Source organism: Clostridium aquiflavi, assembly GCF_031344075.1.
Taxonomy (GTDB): Bacteria; Bacillota; Clostridia; order Clostridiales; family Clostridiaceae; genus Clostridium; species Clostridium aquiflavi.
The window spans coordinates 1-24,516 of sequence record NZ_JAVJAN010000006.1 but is presented as its reverse complement, the minus strand read 5'-3'; the positions used below and the strand labels follow the sequence as shown (position 1 = coordinate 24,516).

Annotated in this window: 17 protein-coding genes and 1 tRNA gene; 6 read left to right on the top strand and 12 right to left on the bottom strand. The window is 26.5% G+C overall.

The window, feature by feature from the left end:
* Window positions 1-57: 57 nt before the first annotated feature.
* Entirely contained in the window at window positions 58-1,371 is a 1,314-nt protein-coding gene (locus RGC78_RS03020) for a sodium-dependent transporter (RefSeq protein WP_252215824.1), read from the bottom strand.
* A gap of 489 nt (window positions 1,372-1,860) precedes the next feature.
* On the opposite strand from RGC78_RS03020, the gene RGC78_RS03015 reads away from it, so the two are divergent.
* Entirely contained in the window at window positions 1,861-3,456 is a 1,596-nt protein-coding gene (locus tag RGC78_RS03015) for an ABC-F family ATP-binding cassette domain-containing protein (RefSeq protein ID WP_252224170.1), read from the top strand.
* A gap of 141 nt (window positions 3,457-3,597) precedes the next feature.
* Here the strand turns inward: RGC78_RS03015 and RGC78_RS03010 are convergent, their stop codons facing one another.
* On the bottom strand, window positions 3,598-3,948 hold the full coding sequence (locus RGC78_RS03010) for a winged helix-turn-helix transcriptional regulator (protein ID WP_252215831.1): 351 nt from the start codon (window positions 3,946-3,948) through the stop codon (window positions 3,598-3,600).
* A 130-nt stretch (window positions 3,949-4,078) separates the two neighbouring features.
* Between RGC78_RS03010 and RGC78_RS03005 the strand changes: the two genes are divergently transcribed.
* Together RGC78_RS03005 and RGC78_RS03000 are read left to right on the top strand one after the other, a co-directional pair.
* Window positions 4,079-4,579, top strand: coding sequence for a nitroreductase family protein (locus RGC78_RS03005; protein ID WP_252224168.1), 501 nt, complete (start codon window positions 4,079-4,081; stop codon window positions 4,577-4,579).
* Window positions 4,580-4,603: 24 nt separating this feature from the next.
* The gene (locus tag RGC78_RS03000; RefSeq protein ID WP_252215837.1) at window positions 4,604-4,891 is read left to right on the top strand and encodes a putative quinol monooxygenase; all 288 of its coding nucleotides are present in this window, start codon (window positions 4,604-4,606) and stop codon (window positions 4,889-4,891) included.
* Between the two features lie 301 nt (window positions 4,892-5,192).
* Here RGC78_RS03000 and RGC78_RS02995 read toward each other — a convergent pair whose 3' ends face one another.
* The 3 genes from RGC78_RS02995 to RGC78_RS02985 all read right to left on the bottom strand — a co-directional run bounded on the left by RGC78_RS02995 (window position 5,193) and on the right by RGC78_RS02985 (window position 9,003).
* The gene (locus RGC78_RS02995; RefSeq protein ID WP_252224166.1) at window positions 5,193-5,981 is read right to left on the bottom strand and encodes an HAD-IIB family hydrolase; all 789 of its coding nucleotides are present in this window, start codon (window positions 5,979-5,981) and stop codon (window positions 5,193-5,195) included.
* 404 nt (window positions 5,982-6,385) lie between these two features.
* The gene (locus RGC78_RS02990; protein WP_252224164.1) at window positions 6,386-8,116 is read right to left on the bottom strand and encodes a ferredoxin hydrogenase; all 1,731 of its coding nucleotides are present in this window, start codon (window positions 8,114-8,116) and stop codon (window positions 6,386-6,388) included.
* A 311-nt stretch (window positions 8,117-8,427) separates the two neighbouring features.
* Complete coding sequence (locus tag RGC78_RS02985) at window positions 8,428-9,003, bottom strand: TetR/AcrR family transcriptional regulator (RefSeq protein WP_252215846.1); 576 nt, start codon at window positions 9,001-9,003, stop codon at window positions 8,428-8,430.
* A gap of 161 nt (window positions 9,004-9,164) precedes the next feature.
* On the opposite strand from RGC78_RS02985, the gene RGC78_RS02980 reads away from it, so the two are divergent.
* On the top strand, window positions 9,165-10,058 hold the full coding sequence (locus RGC78_RS02980) for a phosphatidylserine decarboxylase (protein WP_252215849.1): 894 nt from the start codon (window positions 9,165-9,167) through the stop codon (window positions 10,056-10,058).
* Between the two features lie 75 nt (window positions 10,059-10,133).
* Here the strand turns inward: RGC78_RS02980 and RGC78_RS02975 are convergent, their stop codons facing one another.
* From RGC78_RS02975 to RGC78_RS02965, 3 genes are all read right to left on the bottom strand, one after another.
* Complete coding sequence (locus RGC78_RS02975) at window positions 10,134-11,273, bottom strand: Card1-like endonuclease domain-containing protein (protein ID WP_252215852.1); 1,140 nt, start codon at window positions 11,271-11,273, stop codon at window positions 10,134-10,136.
* Between the two features lie 135 nt (window positions 11,274-11,408).
* A tRNA-Arg gene (locus RGC78_RS02970) sits at window positions 11,409-11,483 on the bottom strand.
* A gap of 130 nt (window positions 11,484-11,613) precedes the next feature.
* On the bottom strand, window positions 11,614-12,510 hold the full coding sequence (locus RGC78_RS02965) for a sensor histidine kinase (RefSeq protein WP_252215855.1): 897 nt from the start codon (window positions 12,508-12,510) through the stop codon (window positions 11,614-11,616).
* Between the two features lie 337 nt (window positions 12,511-12,847).
* On the opposite strand from RGC78_RS02965, the gene RGC78_RS02960 reads away from it, so the two are divergent.
* Window positions 12,848-14,017, top strand: coding sequence for a dicarboxylate/amino acid:cation symporter (locus tag RGC78_RS02960; RefSeq protein ID WP_309556019.1), 1,170 nt, complete (start codon window positions 12,848-12,850; stop codon window positions 14,015-14,017).
* A gap of 56 nt (window positions 14,018-14,073) precedes the next feature.
* On the opposite strand, the gene RGC78_RS02955 is transcribed toward RGC78_RS02960, so the two are convergent.
* A complete protein-coding gene (locus RGC78_RS02955) occupies window positions 14,074-14,883 on the bottom strand; it encodes a DUF1189 domain-containing protein (RefSeq protein WP_252215859.1) in 810 nt (269 codons plus the stop codon).
* A gap of 156 nt (window positions 14,884-15,039) precedes the next feature.
* On the opposite strand from RGC78_RS02955, the gene RGC78_RS02950 reads away from it, so the two are divergent.
* Complete coding sequence (locus RGC78_RS02950) at window positions 15,040-16,191, top strand: L,D-transpeptidase (RefSeq protein WP_309556018.1); 1,152 nt, start codon at window positions 15,040-15,042, stop codon at window positions 16,189-16,191.
* A gap of 271 nt (window positions 16,192-16,462) precedes the next feature.
* Here the strand turns inward: RGC78_RS02950 and addA are convergent, their stop codons facing one another.
* The 3 genes from addA to RGC78_RS02935 are packed head-to-tail and all read right to left on the bottom strand — an operon-like array spanning window position 16,463 to window position 24,228.
* Window positions 16,463-20,197 (bottom strand): helicase-exonuclease AddAB subunit AddA, encoded by a 3,735-nt coding sequence (gene addA / locus RGC78_RS02945; protein WP_309556017.1) that lies wholly within the window; start codon window positions 20,195-20,197, stop codon window positions 16,463-16,465.
* Window positions 20,198-20,222: 25 nt separating this feature from the next.
* Window positions 20,223-23,681 (bottom strand): helicase-exonuclease AddAB subunit AddB, encoded by a 3,459-nt coding sequence (gene addB / locus RGC78_RS02940; RefSeq protein ID WP_252215868.1) that lies wholly within the window; start codon window positions 23,679-23,681, stop codon window positions 20,223-20,225.
* Between the two features lie 28 nt (window positions 23,682-23,709).
* Window positions 23,710-24,228: a GNAT family N-acetyltransferase gene (locus RGC78_RS02935; protein ID WP_252215870.1), complete on the bottom strand. Its 519-nt coding sequence runs from the start codon at window positions 24,226-24,228 to the stop codon at window positions 23,710-23,712.
* Window positions 24,229-24,516 lie beyond the last annotated feature (288 nt).

Here is a 24,516-nt window from a genome sequence, read left to right as displayed (position 1 = left end):
TCAACTAAAAATGGTAGTGCTTTTTCATATGATTTTATTTTATTGTTTATTTTTTATTTAACCAATACCACCATATATAACTCCAAGTATTATAACTACTATAGTTATAATTACAAAGACATATTTAGCAAGATATATGAAGTTAATTCCTAACTCTCTGCTAGACCCTTTGTTTATCTCTATAAGTGCCTTTTTAGAATCTCCTACATAGTAAAATACTAAAAATACTATAAGCGCTGCTAGTGGTGATACTATTATTGTGATGAAATTAGTGAAATTATCAAAGCTAGCCATGCTTAAATTTAAAGGTATTGATAATATAAATCCTATTATAGCTATTATAATGGATGCCTTTTTTCTATTAAGCTTTGTTTGTGAAATTAATGCTTCAACTGGACCTTCCAACATATTAATAGATGATGATACAGCTGCAAATATTAAACTTAAGAAGAATACTATCGCTATTAGTCTTCCACCAGGCATAGCCTTAAATATTGTTGGCATTGTTATAAATAATAATGGTGGACCTGCCATTGGATCTAAATTAAATGCAAATACAGATGGCATTATAACAAATGAAGCAAGTAATGCTGCTATTGTATCTAATATTGCTGTACTTAAAGCAGACTTTGGTATATCGAAATCATCTTTTATGTAACTACCATATACAACCATTCCGCAACCATTTAATGATACTGTAAAGAAAGCTTGTCCTAAAGCCATTATCCAAGTATTAGGTTTAAGTAAAAATTCCCACTTAGGATTTAATAAGTATTTAACACCTTCCATTGCTCCTGGGAGTGTAAGTGATCTTATTGATAGTAAAATAAATATTACAAACAATGCTGGCATAATTATTGAATTTATTGTTTCTATACCTTTTGTTACTCCTACATAAACTATAACTAATGTTAAAGCTATAGCTATAAAGTTCCAAACTATTGTTTGACTTGTTCCTGAAAATCCTGTAAAAAAGCTATTAACATCTACTGTAAACAGTTCTCCTGTAATACTCATTGCAAAATATTTCATTATCCATCCTACAACTATGTTGTAAAACATAAATACACCTGCTAATCCTATTACAGGTATTAGCGCTACTAACTTTCCACCTTTTTTATTTTTTTCAGCAAATGTTGTTATAATTCCTGTTGCTGAACCACCTTTAAATTTTCTTCCAAATGCAAATTCTGTTATTAATCCTGTTGAACCTAATAACAATACAAAAATAAAGTATGGAATTAAAAAAGCTGCTCCTCCATTTTGACCTAATCGATATGGAAACATCCATATGTTTCCTAGCCCTACTGCTGCTCCTATACATGAAAGTATAAAACCAGTCCTACTCTTAAAATTTTCTCTTTTAGCCATTCCTACTGTCCCTCCTAAAATAAATAAAAAATCATAAAGACTACTTTGAACTAATCATAAAATTCTTCTTTTTTTATAATTTACAAAGAATAAAAAAACCACATAGTGTTACTATGTGGTTGCCTACAATACTAATACTCTACATCCACACAGCTTATCCATGTGGTTAAAATTGAGAATAATGAATAACTCTAACCATCACAGATACAAACTTAAATTCATACTTTAAGCTCGCATCTATAATAAAAAATTATTAATACAAGCTCTGTCTATAATAGTTACAGTAATATGCGTTATTTAATTTTAATAATATAAATCTAGTGCATATCATAATAATTACTCTCCATCTTTACAATTTTCTTAATTTTATCATCTAAATTACAAAAATGTCAATAATAAAGATGCTTTTAATTCCTTTAAATATTCTCTTTATGTAGCTTTATGTGGTATAATAACGAAATGAATATTCAATGAAATGAGGGAAATTTATTGATAACTGTATCAAATGTTAGTCTTAGATTTGGTGGACGTAAACTTTTTGAAGACGTAAACCTTAAATTTACAGCAGGAAATTGTTATGGAGTTATTGGAGCAAATGGTGCTGGAAAAAGTACTTTTCTTAAAATACTTTCAGGTGAAGTTGAACCTAATACTGGTGAAGTTATAATTGCTCCAAATACAAGAATGTCAGTATTAACACAAGATCATTACAAATATGATGATTGTCAAGTTTTAGAAACTGTAATAATGGGTAATGAAAGATTATATCAAATCATGAAAGAAAAAGATGAGATATATGCAAAGCCAGATTTTTCTGATGAAGATGGAATTAAAGCATCTGAATTAGAAGGTGAATTTGCTGAACTTAATGGTTGGGAAGCAGAATCTGAAGCTTCTTCATTATTACAAGGTTTAGGAATTGGCACTGATTATCACTTTAAAAATGTGTCAGAATTAACTGGAGGAGAAAAAGTTAAAGTTCTTTTAGCTCAAGCTTTATTCGGTAATCCAGGAATATTAATCCTAGACGAACCTACTAACGGTCTTGACTTAAAGGCTGTAAATTGGTTAGAAGATTTCTTAGGAAACTTTGATGGAACTGTTATAGTTGTATCACATGATAGACATTTCCTAAACTCAGTTTGTACTCAAATGGCTGATGTTGACTTTGGAAAGATTAAGATTTATGTTGGTAACTATGATTTCTGGTATGAATCAAGTCAATTAGCCCTTCAAATGTCTAAAGATCAAAATAAGAAAAAAGAAGAAAAAATTAAAGAATTACAAGACTTCGTTGCAAGATTTAGCGCTAATGCATCTAAATCTAAGCAAGCTACTTCTCGTAAGAAATTATTAGATAAAATCACTTTAGATGATATCCAACCTTCAAGCAGAAAATATCCTTTCGTAGGATTTACACCTGAAAGAGAAGTTGGTAATGACATATTAACAGTTAAAGATTTATCTAAAACTGTAGATGGAGTTAAGCTTTTAGATAACATTAATTTCATGGTAAATAAAGGTGATAAAATTGCTCTTATCGGTAATGAAATTGCTGTAACTACATTATTCAAAATACTAGCTGGAGAAATGGAACCAGATAGTGGAGAATTTAAATGGGGAATAACTATAACTAATTCTTACTTCCCAACTGATAACTCAGAATATTTTGACGGATGTAATCTTTCTTTAGTTGATTGGCTTAGACAATACTCAGAGGAAAAATCTGAAAGCTACATAAGAGGTTTCTTAGGAAGAATGTTATTCTCTGGAGAAGAAGCTCTAAAGGAAGCTAATGTATTATCTGGAGGAGAAAAGGTTAGATGTATGTTATCTAAAATGATGCTTTCAAATGGAAATGTATTAATGTTAGATCAACCTACTAATCACCTTGACCTTGAATCAATTACTGCTGTAAATAATGGTTTACAAAATTATAACAGTAATATAATTTTTGCTTCTCATGACCATCAATTTGTTCAAACTATAGCAAATAGAATTATAGATATTAAAGATGATGGTTCTATTGTTGATAGAGCTATGACATTTGATGAATACTTAGAATTTGCTGCATCAAATAAATAATAAAATTAAAAGGCTATTCCTTAATTGGAATGGCCTTAATTTTTTCTCTTTATTTTCTTCAGTTTACACAAAATTATTTACAGGTGAAACTGAAAAGCTGTTTTTAGATGTTACATAGATAAACCAAGTAATATGAATACTTTAAAGATTTAGTTTATAATAATCATCTCCCCATTTGCACATCATACTAAGAATAGGCATTAAACTCTCACCTACATCAGTTAATGAATATTCAACCTTTGGCGGAACTTGAGGATAAACTTTTCTATTAACTAAATTATCTGCTTCTAGTTCTCTTAGCTGTTGAGTTAGCATTTTTTGAGTTATTTTAGGAAGTGCTTTTTTTAATTCATTAAATCGCTGTATTCCCTTAGTACCTAAATGCCAAATAATAATAGGTTTCCATTTTCCTCCAATTAAGTCTATTGTAATTTCGAAGGTACATCTATAATTCTTATTTTTAAATTCTAAAGTATTGCAATTAGAACTCATAGTTATCATCCTTTCAATAGTATCCTTTTAGGTACTATAATACAAAATAGTGCGTACTTGTTATATATAAACTTATTTTTTATAATAATATCATTGATTATAAAAAATATCAATTAGGAGGTATATATAAATGGATGCAATATTAAACAGGAAAAGTATAAGAAAGTATAAGAACATAAATGTAAGTGATGAGATTGTTGAAGAATTATTAAAAGCAGGTATGGCAGCACCTTCTGCGGCAAATGAACAACCTTGGGAATTTATAGTCTTAAGAGATAAAGAGATTATGAGAAAAATAACTGAAGTACATCCATATTCAAAAATGCTATTAAATACAGATGTAGCAATTATAGTTTGTGGAGATGAATCAAAAGAAATATTTAAAGGCTTTTGGGTACAGGATTGTTCAGCTGCCACAGAAAATATATTAGTAGCTGCTGAAGATAAAGGTTTAGGTGCAGTATGGTTAGGTGTTTACCCAATAGTAGATAGGGTAGATGCAATAAAAGAACTTCTAAATTTACCATCTAGTGTAATTCCTTTATCAATAATACCTGTTGGATATCCAGATGAAGAAAGAAAAGTAGCAGATAGATTTAATAAAACAAGAATACATTATGATAGATGGTAAAGATTAAAAAAGTGAGGGATATAAATGATAAAAGTAGTCGCAAGAAATTTTGCCAAAGAGGATAAAATTAACGAAATTATTGAACTATGTAAAGAACTAGTAGAAATCACAAGAAAAGAAGAAGGATGCATAAAGTATGAAATGTATCAAGATGAACAGGATGCTAAAATTCTGACAATGATTGAAGAATGGGAAAATAAACATTCTTTAGATAAGCACTTGAGATCTGAACATTTCACTAGAATTGTTCTAATGATGGGAAAGCTTATGTCAAAAGAAACAGATATGAATGTTTACAATAAATTGATTTAACATGTTTATGCAGATAGATCAATTTAAATTGTATTAAGAATTTCATAGTGAAATGATAAATTTTTGCTCATAAGTTAGGTTTAAAAATAACTTAGATAAAAAGTAAAAATATAAAACTTAAAAAAATTCAATTTAAAAGAAGACTGTAAATATTTTTGTGTATGAGTGCAGTGGCGTTGGAATTTGCTTTTTAGAACTATTAATGGAGATTTGTCAAAAGTAATTTTCCAAAAGTAAATTCCTATATCCACGAGCTTTATACTACAATATCAACACATTTTTAAAATAGATCCTATTTTAATTACTTAGATAATAAGTCCTCAATAACTTCATATACATAATCAACTTCATTATTAGCATATTTTTTTACCTTATCTTCTGAATCATTAAAAGTATAGCTATTATGAGTTATGTTAAACATTGAAACATCATTGAATGAATCTCCAATAACATAAAGATTATCTTTTGATAAATCTTCTACTTCTAATATTCTCTTAAGCGCATTTCCTTTTGAACATCCTTTCGGTACTATATCAACAAAAAATTGATTTCTATATACTTCTACATGCTCACCATACTTTTTAATTATTTCATCTTTTATTTTTTCTGCTTTAATCTGATCTTTATCTACAGGTGATAAACTTATTATTTTATAATCATCTTTTGATGATGTTGCATCTTCAATGTATATCTTCTTTGTAAACAAATCCATCATATCACCAATTTCAGATTTATCAAGATTAGGATTATCTATAAAAATAGAATTCTTAAAATTATCTAAATAAACTAATGTTTCATCATTGTAATAATCATTTATTATCTTCTTTGATATTTCATTAGATACCCACTCATCAAATACCATTTCATGTGCTCTATTCATAATTAAGCTTCCATTGCAAAGTAATAAATAATCATATTCTATATCATACTTCTCCATTAAAGGTATTACCATGTCATAACTTCTACCTGTTGATACAATTAATTTATGTCCTCGTTCTTTAAGCTTATTAATTAAAGTTAAATCCTTATCATTTCTTAAATTGTTTCCAACTACTAAAGTTCCATCTAAATCACTTGCTAAAAGCTTCATATGTACCCCACTTTCAATTCTCAACTAAATTTTTTCTAGTTTTATATTTGAATTAATTTTATATTATATACTTTTTAAATGGTTTTAATAAACTAAGAATTTGATTTAGTATCTAGTATTTTTTAATTCTTAATTAAGTATTTAATTTAAAATATAAAAATAGATTCTACAAAATATATTTTATACTAAATAACATAATTAAAACAATTAAATTACCTAATATCATTATATCTATAGAGTCTAAAATACTTCATATTTAAATATGTGTTCATATATGCAATATGTAAAGTGGCATTGTAATTGGACTATACTCATTTTAGTATTCCTAATTTCAATTACTCAGTCCACTTTATTTATGCATATATGAACACTCTACTAAACCATGCCATGTTTAAATAAACATCTTATCTTTTCTTATATTTTATATGTAATAATTCATGAGCTAGTCCTTTTCCTGGTTTGCCCATATAAGTTTCATACATCTTTAATAATGATGCATTTTCATGAGACTTTCTCTTAGCTAATCCCTTATCTTGGTTGTACAAAACAGATGCTCTTACAGTTCTAACATCTACTTTATTTCTGTCTTTTGAATTTACATGAGGTTGTCCACCACCATTTACACATCCACCTGGGCAGGACATTACTTCAATGAAATGATATTGCTTTTCGTCCATTCTTCCACTCTTAACAAAATCAAATACATTTGCAGCGCCATTAATAACAGCTATATTATATTCTTGTCCTCCTAATGTAACTGTAGCTTCTTTTATTCCATCTAAGCCTCTTACTTGTTCATACTCTATTTCTTCTAGTGATTTATTTTCTATAAAGTCTTTTGCGCTTCTTAAAGCTGCTTCCATAACACCACCAGTAGCTCCAAATATAGCTCCTGCACCAGTATATTCTCCCATTGAAGGGTCGGCTTCACTATCTTCTAAGCTAGCAAAATTTATTTTTGCATTTTTAATCATTTTTGCTAATTCTCTAGTTGTAATTACAGCATCTATATTTCTTAAACCGTTATTTTCCATTTCTTCTCTATCAGCTTCAAATTTCTTTGATGTACAAGGCATTATTGTCACTGTAAATACATCTTTAGGATCTAATCCTTCTATTTCAGGATAATAAGTTTTACTTGCAGCACCAAAAATTTGTTGAGGTGACTTTGCACTAGATAAGTTATCTATAAACTCTGGGAAGTAATTTTCAACTTCTCTTACCCATGATGGACAACAAGATGTAAACATAGGGAATGGACCACCTTCATTTACTCTACTAATAAGTTCTGTTGCTTCTTCCATTATTGTCATATCAGCACCAAAGTTAATATCAAATATCTTATTGAATCCTAACATTCTTAAAGCTGTATATATTTTTCCTGTTACATCAACACCATATCCCATTTTAAATGCTTCACCCATAGCAGCTCTAACTGATGGAGCCATTGCAACTATTACGTGTTTACTTGGATCTTCTAAAGCATTTTGCACTCTTTCAGTATGAGATTTTTCTGATAACGCATCTACTGGACATGCAGCTATACATTGACCACATAATAAGCAATTTGTATCATCAAAGCATTTTCCATCAATAGTTGATACTTTCTTATCACAATTATCATCAACAATTTTTATAGAATTAGTAGCTGTTTTTTCGCTACAAGCAGCTTCACATCTTCCACAAAGCACACATTTACTTCTATCTATAACAATTGACTTACTTCTATCATCTACATATTCTGATTTATCTTTAACTATGAATGGCTTATTTGCTCTAGCTTTAGTCTTTATTACTAATTTTAAAAATTCACAGTCTTCTCTTCTTTTACAAGGACCACATTTAAATTCATGTTTATCTAACATTTCTGCCATTCTTAATTTAACAGCTTCTTGTACCTTTTCTGAATCAGTTCTTATAACCATTTTATCTTTGACTAATGTTTCACAAGATAATGCTAGTTCTTCTTGTCCTTCTATTTCAACAGCACACACTCCACATTTTCCTGTATTACTGCAATCATTTAAATAGCATAAGGTTGGTATCTCTATATTATTCTCTAATGCAACTTCTAAAATAGTTTTACCCTCTTCTTTTACAGAAACCTCTTTTTCATTTATTAATATATATGCCACTAAATGAACCTCCCCGTCTTTAGTATACTTTTTTTATTTAACTATATTTTCAATGTGTGTTAATATTTAAAAATACATTTTTTATCAACGTTACAATTTTAGCATACTTATTTATTAAAAATAAGTATTAATTAATAGTTTTTATTGGATAAATAATCTATTAATTATACTATTTTATATATTATGAAATATATGTATCAACATAATTTAAATATTTATATTTAAAACAAAAAAAACTATCCTAAAAGAACTTTTAGGATAGACTACTATGATTATATAACATTTATACATATTTCAATTTTTAAAATTTTCTATACTTCTTTATTTATTAAACCATTAAAAATAAATTCTAATGTCTTATTAATAATATCTTCTAAACTAACTTTTTCTATGTTTATTAACTCATATATTGCTGTTGAACATAATGTTCCAAAAAATTCATAGGCCATTACTTCACTATCGCCTTTTCTAATACACCCTTCTTTCATCCCCATTTGTATATACATTTCTATTTCTTTTATATGACTTTTTACCTTTTCTCTTAAAATAAATTGTCTTTCTTCATCTCCCCATAATTGACTCATTACAACTCTAAAAAAGCTATTATGTTCATAAAGAAATGTTAATTGTATTTTGCAGATTTGTTTTAATTTTTCAATTGCATCATCATTTAATTCATTTACTGCTGCAATTTCATCATTAAGTAACTTAAGTCCATTATCAACTATAAAGTTGAATATTTCTTCTTTGCTATTAAAATTATAATATAGTGTTCCTTTAGCAAGCCCCGCAGTGGTTGCTATTTCATCCATTGTTGCTCCCCTATACCCTGATTTTGAAAAAACTTCTATTGAAGAATTAAAAATCAATTTTTTTGTTTTATTCACACCAATCCCTCATTTTCATAAACTGATAATAATTACATTATACCACTAAAATTTTACTATTTATTACTTTTTACTTTCATTTTTTTGATATTTAAAATATATATGTTAGAATCAGTATATAATATATAAATATATTTTTAAATTAATGAAAAGAGGAATTTATGATTAAAGTATATAACAGAATTACTAACGAATATGAAGAGGAAAACGTGGCAGGTAAAAAGTTCATTAAGTGGACTTATGAAACACCCGTTGGAAAAGGTATGACAGAATTGATTGCTAAGAGAAAGATTTTTTCAAAATTTTATGGTAAATTTTGTGATACAAAATTCAGTGCAAGAAAAATACCTGACTTTGTTAAAGACTTTAATATTGATATGAATATTGCAGAAAAAAATATTTCTGAATTTAATTCATTTAATGACTTCTTTGTTAGAAATTTGACTTCTACTTCAAGACCTATAGATTACAATGAAGATATTTTTATTTCTCCAGGAGATGGGCGAATTACTGTTTACGATAATATAGACTTAGATAATATTGTTCAAGTAAAAGGCTTAACTTATAGTTTAAGAGAATTAATAAAAAATGATGAAATATCAGAAAAATATAAAGATGGTATTTGTGTAATATTAAGATTATGTCCTACAGACTATCATAGGTTTCACTTTGTAGACTCTGGTATACCTTGCGAAACTCATAAAATTAAGGGCCATTACTATTCTGTAAATCCTATAGCTCTTAATTCAATTCCAAAATTATTTTGTGAAAATAAAAGAGAATGGTGCATATTTAAATCAGAAAATTTTGGAGATATTTTAACTGTAGAAGTAGGTGCTACTTGTGTTGGATCAATAATTCAAACATATGAGCCTAACCAAAAAGTAACAAAAGGCGATGAAAAAGGGTATTTTAAATTTGGTGGATCAACAACTATACTGTTCTTAGAAAAAAATAAAGTAAAAATAGATCCTGATATTTTAGAGCAATCAAAACAAGGATATGAATGTAAAATCTTATTTGGCGAAAAGATTGGAACTAAAATCTCTAAATAAGCAAGTTCTGTTTTAGCATGTTTATATATGCAATAATCAAAGTGGCATATATAAACACATTGCTAAAACATAGCATTATTTATTAATGACTTTTTTTAATTCATTCTTAAATTTTTCTATATCTTTATCTAATATAATTAAACTAATCCCCATCATTTCTGCTCTTTCTTTAATACATCTTTTATAAGGTTCTTGAGTTGCAACCAATATTTTTTTCGCATTATTTCCACCTAATCTTTTACTATATACATCTAATTCATTTAGTGCATCTTCATCATATTTTGCACTATCTTTACATGATATACATATTAAAACATCATCCTTAACTGCTAATACATCAAATTCATTTTTAACTTTGATTTCATTATTGTTCCATAGAAATATAACGCCACTTTTAACATCATCAATTTCTTCAATTTCTCTAACAACTATATTAGTTAATACTTCTAGCCAAGTACCACTTTTAAATATAAATCCTTTCATATAATCTTGTTGAAAATGTACTACTATATCATTCTTGCTCTTTTTATATTTTATAGCATTAATTTTCTCTAGATAATTTAAGCAAGAATTTAATATTCCTTTTTCCTCTTGCCCATATAAGTCAGACAAATTAATAATAACTTTGTTACTTTGAGAATAATCATGAATAAATAAATGATTATCATAAAGACATTGCTTATACTTATACCATAATTCTAAGTTTTCATAAATTTTTTCTGTTATATTAATCACATCAGAATATTTACTTATTTTGCTAGAATCTAACAAAATATCAGAACCAGTTATCTTAAGTATGTCATCTATATATATATCCTTAAACTCTTCTGACTTATTTTTAATATCATTTCCTAATTCATATATTCTCTTATTTAAAATATCTATATAAACAATATTAAATTTCTTTATTAAAGCTTGATTTAATAAAATTAATGAGTTTATTCTTTTTCCCCCAGTTACATTTATAATAGTTTTTTCTATATCTAAGCTATTTAATAAATTGTTTATTTCTTTTATATTACCTTCACTTATAATGTAGCTTTCTATATCAATACTCGGAAAAATTTCTTTATGATACTTTTTTAGCTTCTCATATAATTCACTATTTTCTTCATACTTTAAGTAAATTACTTTACAAGGTCTAAATTTATCAGTAGCTAACAAATTCCCCTCATTATGCTCATCTAATAAATTAATTAAAATATCTTCTTTCATTAATAATTGCCACCTTTACTTCATCACTATTGTTTATTAAATATCTAATATACTTATATAATTTATTATTAGCATTTATTAGCATGTTTATTTATACAACAAAAAAGACTTAACTAAAAACATAGCTAAGTCTTTTGGCAGAGCGTGAAGGAATCGAACCCTCAATGTACCGTCCGTAGCGGTAAGTTATATCCGTTTAACTAACGCTCCATATTAATTTAAAACTAACTTTCTTCAAGAAATATATTATCACAAGCCACCATAATAAGCAAGTTTATAAAATAAATACTTAAGATTATTTTTCCATAATATTAAGTATTTATTTCAATAAATTTCTTTTTTATAAATAAATATCTGAAAATTCTATTTCTAATATTTCAATATTGGTTTTTGCATGAATTATATGATTATCTTCATTATTCTCGCTTAATTTTATTATTGGGAGTCTTATTATAAATTCACTGCCTCTATCTTCCTGACTCTTTAGTGATATATTACCATTATGTGCTTTAGTTAAGCTTTCTACTAATGACAATCCAATTCCACTACCTGACTGTTCTATTTTTTTATGATTAGATGACTGAGCAAATCTATTAAAGATTTTATCCTGTTCTTTTATTGGAATTCCCATACCCTCATCTTTTACTGATATATTTAATTCATTATTTCTCTTCCATAAGTTAATGTATATATTTCCATTATTATAAGAGAACTTTATGGCATTAGATAAAAGATTCATAATTATCCTATCTATTGCCTCTGGATCTATTGCCATAATACATTTTTCAACATTAGTATCAAATATTAATGATATATTTTTTTGTTTTGCGTATTTATCTATTGAAGAAACCGTATTTTCTATTAATTTAACAATATCTAAATTTCTTCTTTCAATTTTATAATATTTTTTTTCTAATCGTGTTGTATCTATAAGATTATCTATAAGTTTTAGCATCCTATAACTATTTCTCTTTATGCTAGTCATATATTTATTCATGTTATCATTGCCAGTTATGTAACCTGATTCGTAAAATTGAAGTATGCTTAAAATCACATTTAATGGCGATCTTAAATCATGAGAAACACTTAAAAGGAGATTTTCTTGTAAATTCTTATAATTATTTACATCCATGTATTTATCTATTAGTTCTTCTTTTGTTAATTTAGAAAGTTCTAATCTATTTAATTCTTTATCCTCTTCTATAAAATCATTTATAATTTTTTTCGCTACACTCATTTACAGCTTCTCCTTATAATTAATATCATTTTCCATTTTTTTGAATTTTATACTTTTATATTATCACATACTATAAATACTAACAACCATTTTTTAACATTTTTTCTTCTACCTTAATACTCCAAATATCCTAAAATTATAAAAAATTATTCATATTTACACATATTATTTTATAATTTTATGTAATTTATTTGTAAAATATTCGATAATTTTATTATTTCGAGTAAAATTTTATATAACTATTGACCGCACTAATAATTTAATGATATATTTGTACTTGTAATACATACATATGTATTTCATATATGAACATTAATTATAAAAGGGGGATTTATAATTGAAGAATTTATCACTAATTAAAAGAATATTTACATTTTTAATCTTAGGAATAATACTCGGTTTAACATGTAGAAGTTTAAATATAATCTTCCCAATAAGAATATTAGCCACTTTTAGTTCTTTATTTGGAAACTTTTTATCATTTGTTATTCCGTTAATAATAATAGCCTTTATAGTTCCTGGAATAGCTTCACTTGGGAAAAATTCAGGAAAAGTACTTATAGGAACTACTATACTAGCTTACATATCAACTATTATTTCTGGTGTTATTGCTTATTTTGTAGGAATATCGTTTCTTCCTAAAATAATAAAAGCAGCTACATTAGTCTCAACTGAAACAATTAAGGTAGAACCATATTTTACTATTGATATACCACCTATGCTTAATATAATGTCAGCTTTAGTATTTGCATTTGTTTTTGGTATAGGACTTTCAAAAATAAATAATAGCTCATTATTAAGAGGATTTCATGAATTTAGTTCAATAGTTTCAATGATTATTTCTAAAATTCTTATTCCACTTGTTCCGCTTTATATTGCAGCTATATTTTCTAAGTTAAGTTTAAGTGGTGAAATATTTACTACTATAAAATCTTTCGCTACTATTTATTTAATATTGTTTATATTGCAATTTGTATATTTATTATGTCAATATTCTATAGCTGGTGTACTTAAAAAGGAGAATCCTTTTAAATTATTAAAAAATATGATTCCTGCATATCTTACAGCTGTAGGAACTCAGTCATCTGCTGCTACTATACCAGTTACATTAAGCTGTACTAAAGAAAATAATGTATCTGAAGAGGTCGCTGATTTAGTTGTTCCTCTATGCGCTACAATACATTTGGCAGGAGATACTATAACTTTAGTATTAACTTCAATTGGTGTAATGCTAATGAGAGGACAAACACCTACTTTAGTTACTATGATTCCATTTATATTAATGCTTGGAGTAACAATGGTAGCTGCACCGGGAGTTCCTGGTGGTGGAGTTATGGCCGCTCTTGGATTATTAGAATCTATGCTTGGATTTGGAAACATAGAAAAGCCTATAATGATTGCATTACATGCAGCTCAAGATAGCTTTGGCACTGCAACTAATATTACTGGTGATGGCGCCTTATCTTTAATAGTAGATTACTTTGTAAGCAAGAATAAAACTAAATAAATATAAATAAAAAGGATATATCATTAAGTGGTTAAAACTTAATGATATATCCTTTATTACATTCCGTCTTTATTTAATTTAGTTTTTATCATTTCATCTTTTATATACTTAAGTATAAATATTACATATACTAATGTGCCAACTATAAACATCGTATCTAAATTTATATTTGGAAAAATAGTTTGTAATATAATTTGAAATATAAATGGTAATGTACATGCATATAAACTTAATGAATATAATATGCTATATTTCATAAATACTCTCATAATTATCAATGCAAATGATGCAAAAGCGGTTGCAAATAAACAATTTATTAATATGTTGATAAATGTAAATAATATCGTATACAAAATTACAATAGCTACTACTATTTTTAGTACATATGATAATTCTTCAAATAAAATCTTATTATCTAATTTATTGTCACCTATTAAATCTTTATAATCTGCTTGCTGTTTATAAGCTCCTATTTCTAAATATATCCCATCTTTTAAAAATAATATGTTGTTATCATTCTGAATTGTTGTATCTCTTAAACCATCAATTTCGCTCAAGCTTTTATTTTCATCAATATATATTAAACTAGACGTTCCCTCTACCTTTAATGGTGAATTTTTCGTATGTAATATACCTTCTTCTATATTAAATTTATATTCATCATTTTGCAGTATTGTACTTAAATTATTTAATTCCTTGTCTATTCTATATCCAATAGTTATTCCTCTTATTCCGCCTAAAAGAGTGCTCATTAATAATACATATAATATAGCCTTCCATATTCCGTATTTAGGATATGTTACTAATGCTTTTAAATTATAAATACAATTAATAAATTTCTTAAAAAAATTATCTGTTTTATTCATCATTTCCTCCAATATCCTTTTTTAAATAAGAACGTCATTAATAAATATATTAACATATACTTCCTATTTTATAAAATATAAATGTTTATTATTAGTAATTTATGTTCATAATAAAAAAAGTATATTTTATTTTTAGATAAAAATAGGAGGTATGTTTTGAAAATCAATAAAAATATTCATATAAATAAATCCATTATATATATCTTATTATTTACACTAATTACATTAACTACACTATTTCAAGGTTATCAGTATAAAAAATTAGTTAATAATTTTAAGATAAATTTTGATGGTAACAAGTTTTCTCAGGCTAATAATATTTTATTAACCCAAGAAAATTTAAATCCTTTTAAAAACTTAATGCTAAAGAGAGATTTAAAAAAATATTTTTCAGATAATATAACTACATTGAAGCAATATTTAGAAACCTCTAAATTAAATGAAGAAGAAATTTTAATAAAAGTTAATGAAATAAATAGATATGGTTTTAATTCAAGCGAAGTGATAGAATTAGTTAATTCTGTCTCTAGTCTTCAAGATTCAATAAACAACTATTCTAATGGAATAGAACATTTTAATAACAAAGAATATTATGAAGCTATAACTAACTTTTCAAATTTATCTCCCTTAGATTTAAATTACAATGAATCATTAATTTACTTAAGGAAAGCCAAGAATCAAATTAAAGAAGAGCTATTCGCTAAATGTGATGAATTATGTTCTAACGATTATTATAGTCAGGCATTAAATCAAATATCTAATATTCCTTCTGTTCTAAATGATGACGAAGATATAAAAACAAAAATTGCTGAAATTAAATCTAGTAAACAACAATATTTAGATAAAACTGCTGATTCAAAAACAGTATCAGATTATTATATAAATAATATTTCTTCACAAAACATAAATACATTAAATTTAGTTAGTAATACCCCTTATTTAATTTTTATAGATATAAACAATCAAAAAACTTATATTTATAAAGGTAAATCAAATAAATGGGATTTAGATAAAACATTTTCTTGTTCTACTGGAATAGATTCCGAGCCAACTCCTTGTGGTGCTTTTTCTATTAAAGAAAAAGGTGAATGGTTCTTCTCAGATAAGTTTAAACAAGGTGGAAAGTATTGGACTCAAATTGATGGTGATATATTATTTCACTCAGTTCCATATGCTCAGGATAAAACTACAGTAGTAGATACTACTTTAAACAAAAAATCATCACATGGATGTATAAGATTAGCATTAAGCGATGCTAAATGGATATATGATAACATCCCAAGAGATACAAAAATCATAATTAAATAGCTAATTATCCCCCCAATAAATATAGAAAAGTAAGTGTCTTAATTATAATTACCCATACATTTAAGACACTTACTTGTTTTTTATCTAAATTCTTTATTCAAAATCTGTTTATATGTTCAAAAGACAATTATATTATAATGTAGTTTTTTATCTTTTGAAATTTTATCTATATTTGCTTACACCTGTACAATACAGAAATCAACTTTTAGTTACTTATCCATGTCCTTGAAATAGAAACTACTTTATAAACTCAATACGCTTATGACAATTTCTATATTAAAATTTCTTTCTCTAAATAGAATGAATATAGATATTTTTTATCAACTTTCTTTCCTGTCATTTTAAATATTGCTTCACTATAATATAATAATTGACTTTTATATTTTTCTTTAAATTCTTTTTCATTTTCTACATAATCTGTTTTGTAATCCAACAAAATTATTTCATCATCACATTTAAAGAAACAATCTATTATACCTTGTAATCTTATTTTTTCATTAGCGTACTTTTGTGGTAAAGATTCGTCTAATTCCAAACTACTTATTTCAGTATAGAATGGAACTTCTCTATAAACTTTGCCACCCTTATTATATACATCAAGGATTTTCTTACCTAAATTGCTTTTAAAGAAACTTAATATCTTATATGGATTAATTGAGCTATATTCTTCCTGTAATATAAACTCCTCATCATATAAGTTGTTTAGCTGTCCCTTTATTTCTTCTAATGTTCCAACTTTACTAAAATCTATTTTTTTCATTGCAAAATGGATAGCTGTTCCTCTTTCTGCTGCTGATATTCCTTTTTCTTCTTGAAGAAATTTAGGAGTTATTATATCTTTATTTTTATTATCCTCTTCTTCTAAATCAAATATCTCAAGGGTATCAATATTATCGTCCATATTTCTTCTTTTTAAATCAGACACAGATATATTACTAGTAAGCTTAGTTGATTCTTTAAATTCATACTCATAACCTAATCTTCTATAAACTTCACTTTTAACCTTTTTATTTACATCTTTATCTAAAATTGAAATTTTAATATCCTCTTCCTCTTGATTTTCATCTAGTTCATCATACATATCTAATTCATGTTTGTTCCATATGTTGATTCTCCATCTTGATAAGTCATCTTTACACATTTCACTAGAAAATCCTAATTTCTTTCTAAGGATTTCACCATCTTTATGCTTGCATAAAGCCATACCAATCCAATCTAAATACGATTTACCTTTTGATATCTCATAAGGTAATACAACATCCTTATCTAAAACTGCTGAGTTAATCCACTTTTCAATAGATTTTTCTGCATTTCTTACTGCTCCTGTTATAATTAATTTTTCCTTAGCTCTAGTAAATGCAACATATAGTACTCTCATTTCTTCAGATAATGTTTCTAATTTCATTCTTTTTTTAATTGCTTCTTTAGGTAAAGTTGTAATACTAGTTCTATTTTCTAAATTAATATATTCAGGACCTAATCCTAATTCTTCATGATAAAGTATCTTATTATTTAAATCCATTAAGTTAAAATTCTTACCACATCCAGCTAAAAATACAACTGGGAATTCTAACCCCTTACTTTTATGAATACTCATAATTCTAACAACATCTTCATTTTCACCTAAAATCTTGGCACTTCCCATATCACCTGATGATTTAGTTAATTTATTTATGAAATTAATAAAATTAAATAGTCCTTTAAAACTAGTATCTGAAAACTGTCTTGCTCTTTGAAATAGTATCTTTAAATTTGCTTGTCTTAGAACTCCATTTGGCATTGCACCTACATACCCATAATAAGCTGTATCCATGTATAAATACCAAATAAATTCATCTATAGGCATATATATTGATTTTTTTCTCCATTTATCAATGCTAGTTAATATATATTCACATTTTTCTTGAAGTTCTTTTGAAATTAATTTTTCCTCAGTAATCTTAATTATATTTTCATAAAAATACTTTTCTTTATCTATAAGTCTAATATCACTAAGTTCCTCTGCACTTAATCCTATAATAGGTGAAATCAATAATGAAAGCATAGGTACATCTTGCATAGGATTATCTATTACTTTTAATAATGACATAATGGTCCTTATTTCAATTGATTCAAAATACCCTGATCCTGTATCCGCATAGACAGGTATCCCTGCTAATCCTAATTCGTCTAATAGCACTTCTGACCAGTTTTTAGTTGCTCTTAATAGAATTACTATATCCTTATATTTTAAGTCTCTATATTCACCTGTATCTTTATCAAGCACTTTAAACTTACTTCCATCTTTTTTAGAAATCAATTCATTGATTCTCTTTACTATAATTCTTGCTTCTAAATTTACGTCACCGATTTCTTCTTCTTCCACCTGTAATTTAGAGTCATCATTTTCTTCTTTATTATCACTTCTATCTAAAATATGAACCTCAATTGGACCACCAATTATATCATCATCATTTTTCTTTTCAGGATAACTTGCACCTAAATTTAAAGCTTCAACATCAGTATATTCTAATTCACCTACAGTCTTAGACATAACTGATTTAAATATATAATTAACACCATTTATAACTTCTTCTCTGCTTCTAAAATTCTTATAAAGTTGAATTTTTCTATTAATGCCTTTATCCAATGAATAGCTATTATATTTATCAATAAATAGTTCTGGTTTTGCTTGCCTAAATTTATATATACTTTGTTTTACATCACCAACCATAAATACATTAGGATTATAAGAATTTTTTCTTGATACTAATTCTATTATTGCTTCTTGAACATTATTAGAATCTTGGTATTCATCTACAAGTACCTCTTCAAAATAATCTTTAAACTTTTGTGCTATTGTTGATGGTACTATTTGATTTTCCTCATTCTCCTCAATTAAAATCTTTAAACATAAATGTTCCAAATCATTAAAATCTAATATATTCTTTTCTTTCTTCTTAGCATTAAATCTATCTATAAATTCTGAAGTAAGCTCTGTTAATTGATTTATATATGGATAAGATTTTATTATATTATCAAGCATTTTATCTGGAGATGCTATAAAAGTTCCCTCAATTAATGCTGATATTTTCTTTTTAACTTGATCTCTAATTTGCTTAACTAGATTTTGTATATTTTCATCACTTACAGTATTCTTCTTGATAGTCTTTAATCTATTAAAAGTTATTAAACTTAATGAATTATATAAGTCATTTAAACTAGATTCAACATTATTATAAGCATTAACTATTAAATCTAACTCACTGCTAAATCCCTCAAAATAAGGTTCCAATCCATCAGTTTCATTTATTAATTCAATTGCCTTTTGCATCATTTTTATATATCCATCTAGTTCTATTTTTATACTTTCTTTTAATACACTTACCCACTTACTTTCATCTAACTCTTGTAATGTTTTTATATCAAAATCCTCTGAAGCATCCTTTAGCCATTTTTTAGGCCATGGTCCTGCCATTGTAAAATTATATAAGCTTAAAACTAATTCTTTTAACGCATTATCACTTTTATAACTACTAAATGCCTCAATAAATTTTATAAATTCCTGATTTTCTTCATCATATTTGTCATCAAATAATTCATCTATTATTTCCATCTTTAAAAGTATACCTTCTGTTTGATCACATATTCTAAAAGATGGATCTAAGTCTATCTTATGAAAATTATTTTTTATTACACCTAAACAAAAAGAATGAATAGTCATAATGTTAGACCTATTTAATAAAGTCAATTGCTTTTGAAGGTTTTTAGAAGTTGGAGTTTCATCTAATTTTTTTGATATGGCATTAGCTATTCTTTCTCTCATCTCAGCAGCTGCTGCACTTGTAAATGTAACAACTAAAAGTTTATCAATATCTATAGGATTTTCTTCATTTGTAATTATTTTTATAATTCTTTCTACCAATACGGCTGTTTTTCCAGAACCTGCTGCTGCTGCAACTAATAGATTACAATCTCTTGTTGTAATAGCACTTAGCTGTTCCTCAGTCCATTTTGTTCCACTCATAAATTAATATCTCCTATCTAAATAGCTAATTTTCTTTTTTATCATCACTTAATTCATCCCTTATGTTATTCCAAATTTCATCCTTAGATTTTTTCATTATAATTTTATATTTATTATCTTCTATGCTACTATCGAATTGGCATATAGATGAGAAATCACAAAATTCACAATGACTACCATCAGAATCCTTTGTTGGCTGAATCTTTATGTCTCCACATAACATATCTTCACATAAATCAATCATTTTCTTATTTACATACTCTCTAAGTAAATTAAATTGTTCTTCAGTCACTACTTCGCTACCAGCTTTAAAATCGCCATCTTTCTTCAATGCAGCTGGAATAACTAATGAATACCCATCTGTTTCAATACCTCTATCCATAGCTTTAACCACTTTAGCATCTTTTAATATTAATCCATTCATCTTTAAATTACTTAAAACTTCTTTTTCTAATTCTTCAGTAGTTATGTCGCCTTTAGTTTTTATTATAGGGTCATCAACTCTGAAATATAGTACTGCTCCAGGTAAGGCTTGTTTTTTTAATATATACTCAGAGTTTTTTAGTAATGCATCTAAATAAACCAACAATTGCATTTGAAGCCCATAATAAAATTGATTTAAATCAAAATGTTTATTTCCTGTTTTATAATCTACAATTCTGAGATACGTACTTCCTTCTAAATCTAAAGTATCTATTCTATCAATTCTTCCATTTAAATATACCTTTTCGTTAGATGGCAACTCTAGCACAATAGCTTCTCCGTCATTATAACTTCCAAAAGAAAATTCATTATTAAATACCTCAAATTCCCCTCTTCTCATTTGTTCTGATATAACAGATACTGATTTAGATATAACTCTCTTAAATCTCTTTGAAAAGTACTTATATTTATTAGTGCTATTTAATATAGATCCGCTATCTTCTTTTAACTTAGTATCAATTAATTCAGACACTATATTTTTGCACTTTATCATATCAAGATCTGACCACGCAATCTTTTCTTTCTTTACTTTATTAGTAAATGAATCTAAAATATCATGTACAAATGATCCTAAATCAGGTGGAGTAAATTCATATACCTTACGATTTTTAGCCTTCAATCCATATTGAATGAAATATGAAAATGGACATTCTGCATACTTCTCCAATCTAGACACACTAAAGGATAACTTTCCTAAATCATTTTTATAAAGGGAAAGTAATTTATTTCTAGACACCTTTTCTCCTGTGTTAGAATATCTAAGCCCTTTAAATGTATTTTCTATTTTCCATTTAAAATCTTCATTTTCTTTAAACCAATTATATACTTCTCCCCAATACTCCTCATCTATCTCTTCATCCTCTAGCTCTCTTCTTAATGCAAATATTAATTCATTAAAAGTTGGTATTGGAGAAATAACTTTATTAAAATGATCATTTCTTTTGCTTAAATCATATAAAGAACTTTCCTCAACTAAATTAGGCAATATTTTCTTTATTCTGGATATTATTATAGATGGTCTTAAAGATTTACCTTCAAAGTCTGCCATAGGATATGATAGCATTAAATATTCACTGGCGATTGTTAATGCCGTATACACTACAAACTGCTCCTCAAAAGCTTTGCTTCTACCATCAGCTGCTAATACTACTCCAAACTCTTTAAGTTCAATTCTATCTCTATCTGATAGAATTCCCTCGTCTTTATGTGCAGCTGGCAATATCCCATCATTAATTCCAACTATATATAATGCCTTTACTTCTCTACCTTTTATTCTAGCTATATCTCCAACATTAACTTGGTCTAAAGCTACTGGTATAACACCTATTTCTTCATTTTCAAAACCAGAATTTAATATTTTAAAAAATTCAAAAGTATCTACTACATCAGATCCCATAACTTCTACAGCTTGATCTAATATATCTATTACTATAGATTCAACTTGTTTATATTCCTTCACCTTATCTTCTAGCTTTAATTCTTCAAATTTAATAATCCACTCATCTATTCTTTCAAAAGCTTTAACACTTAATAAAAACTCATATAGAGCTTTACATATATCTCTAACATTATGTTTACCTTCTATTAATTTATGGAATGATATAAGAGAATTTCTCACCTCTTCCATCACATTGAATATAGTGAGTTCTTCTTCAGTAGCACCATTTTCTATGCTTATATTTTTAAGTTTTTTAATCTCTTCTTCATTCCATTTATAACTCTTTATTCCATGTTCTAATACAAAGTTTTCTAATCTATCAATATCATAAGTATTAAAGCCTGTTAATCCGCTCTTTAAGTATTTAAATACACTTTCGTATGACCAATTTTTTAATAAAACTTCAAATGCAGAAGTTATTAAAATAATTAATGGGTTATTTAATAATTTTATTTTTTGATCCATAAAAAATGGTATTTCATAATCATTAAAAATAACAGAAATTATCTTGTTATAGTCCTCTATATTTCTGCACACCACAGATATATCTCTAAATCTATAATTTCTATCCCTTACTAATCTAATTATATCCTGAGCTACTTTTTCAATTTCATCATAGGTGTTATTTGCTTTGTATAATCTTACATCCTTATTTTTTCCCTTATAAGATTTAAATGGATATGTTATACAATACTTTTCTATATGAGCTAACTCTTCACTATTTTTAAATCTATATGGTAATTTAGAATTTAAATTAATAGGATTTAAATAACCTATATTATTTTCCTCCATTAACTTTAACAACCTATTTTCTGTATTTTCAATACTACTAAATACATTAGTTATATCTTCAACATCACTATTTTCTACTTTATCCATACAAAAAGTTATGTTAACCACTGATGTCTTAGAAAGTATCCTTATAATCTCTAATTGTTGAGGAGTAAATGTTGTAAATTCATCTATCCAAATTTCGCTATTTGCATAAATGTTATTATCTAACAACTTTTTAGCTAATAAAGTAAGCTCATCATCAGTATCTATATAAGAGCTGTGCATTTTTACATTAAACTCCTCGTATATTAAAGATAATTCTCTTATCTTTTCAACTAATTCATTATCATCTATTTTATCTGTTAAATCTCTTAAAGCATCTATATCTATATTATATTTTTTAAATTCAGTAATTAATTCAGATATTATATTATTAAAGCCTTGTTCTCTAGACATTTTTTTAAAATAGCTTAAATCATCTATCTTTTCATTTAATACTTTGTTAATTAACATATGCTTACCAGTGTCTTTTATAATTTGTTTTACTCTTCCACCACATTCTTCAAATACCTTTTGACACATAGTTCTAAAGCTCAATACATGAGTATTTAAAAATGCTCTTTCACCTATATTATTTAAAACCTTATTTTCAGTAGTAAAAGTATACTGTTCTGGAACTAATAATATTATTTTCTTTTCTTTATCTAAATCTATTAACTTTTTTATCTGATTTATACAAAATGAACTCTTTCCACTACCTGCTCTTCCATAAATAAACCTTATACTCATAATTACTCCTATATTTTTATTTAATAATTTATAAAGCCCTCTGTTTTTTTAGAATGCCCATAATTATTATGTCTGTATACTTTCCATCTATATAATATATAGCTTTTCTTATTTTCTCTTCAATAAACCCACACTTCTTATAACATTTTATAGCTCTTATATTTTCTGCCGCAACCTCTAATTGTATTCTTTTTGCATTTAAATCATCAAACAAATACTTAATTAATGTCTTTATAGAATCCTCACCATACCCTCTGTTCCAATATTTTTTTCCTATAGTAATACCTATTGAATAAACATTGTTGCAATAATCATTTGGTTTATAAGTCATAAATCCTACTAAAACATTCTTCTTATTAATTATACTTACTGCTTTTCTTTTACATATGCTAACATTACTTGAATCTTCATCAATATGAATTTTTTTATCAATATCTAACATCTCATCATTATATTTTTTTACCTCATAATCGTTAGATAAATCAGATAATCGTTTAATATCGCTAGCTTGCATTAATCTCAAATAAACTTTTTCCCCTTTAAGCATAGTTCACCTTCTTAAGAATTACTTATATTATTATTATACTATCTCTAATAAAAATGCTGCATCATATTTGTAAATATTACTATCTAAATTCAAAAAAATATTTATAATCTATTTCTAACTTAAAATTAGAAAGTTAATTAATCCTGCAAATTATATAAACTCTATAATTTTATACAACAAAAAAACACCTAGTAAAAATACTAGGTGTTTTGGCGGAGAATCCGGGATTTGAACCCGGGCGCCAGTTGCCCGACCTACGCCCTTAGCAGGGGCGCCTCTTCAGCCACT